The organism is Paenibacillus sp. 01T422, assembly GCF_056398785.1.
Genome location: NZ_JBFTQB010001436.1, coordinates 1 through 871 on the forward strand (window position 1 = coordinate 1; position 871 = coordinate 871).

At 44.9% G+C, this 871-nt stretch carries 1 protein-coding gene; it reads right to left on the reverse strand.

The features are described 5' to 3' along the window. Positions 1-75 precede the first annotated feature (75 nt). The gene (locus AC1DUA_RS39345) at positions 76-816 is read right to left on the reverse strand and encodes an SDR family NAD(P)-dependent oxidoreductase (protein ID WP_477504842.1); all 741 of its coding nucleotides are present in this window, start codon (positions 814-816) and stop codon (positions 76-78) included. Between the last annotated feature and the right edge of the window lie 55 nt (positions 817-871).

The window sequence follows — 871 nt, forward strand, 5'->3', positions numbered from 1 at the left end:
CATTCTCCCCATTCCTATTAAAATGAGATCACTAATTTGCTATTAGATTTGACTTATTTGCTTGATAGGCAAAATTTACTTAGTTCCTGCGTTTTGCCCACCATCCACATAAAGGATTTCACCTGTAACGAAATTGGCTGAATCCAGATATAAGACGGCATCCACGATGTCTTGAGACTCGCCCATACGACCTATCGGATGCAAACTAGCTAGTGCCTCATGTGTTTCGACAGCGTGCATGGGGGTTTTGATAACGCCCGGCGAAACGGCATTCACGCGAATACCACTAGCCGCATACTCGATAGCCAATGATTTTGTAGCCGACTTCAGACCACCCTTCGTCAATGAAGCAAGCACAGAAGGAACGTTCACTGACGGTTGGTCCACCAGACTTGTCGTAATATTCACGATATGTCCTGAACCTTGTTTCAACATCTCCGTAACAGCACGTTGCGTAACGTGGAAGAAGCCAACGACATTCGTAGATAAATACGATGCGAAATCCTCTTCGGTATACTCTGTAAATGGTTTAGACATGAAGATACCAGCATTATTGACTAGCGTATCAATGCGTCCGAAGTGCGCCAATCCTTCTTCGATTAAGTGCTGCGCTACCTTAGGATCAGCGATATCACCAGCTACATAGCGCACGCTTTTTCCGGTTGGATCGATTTCTTTTGCAACTGCTGCCAATGCTTCTTCGYGGCGCCCATTGATGACAACTTTCGCTCCCCGATTCACCATCTCAATCGTCATTGCTTTCCCGAGACCGCTGCTTCCGCCAGTAATCACTACTACTTTTCCTTGTATAGTCATGGGTTATTCTCCTTTATGATTTTCTGGATGTTAATTGTTCAGCTTGGCTTATATT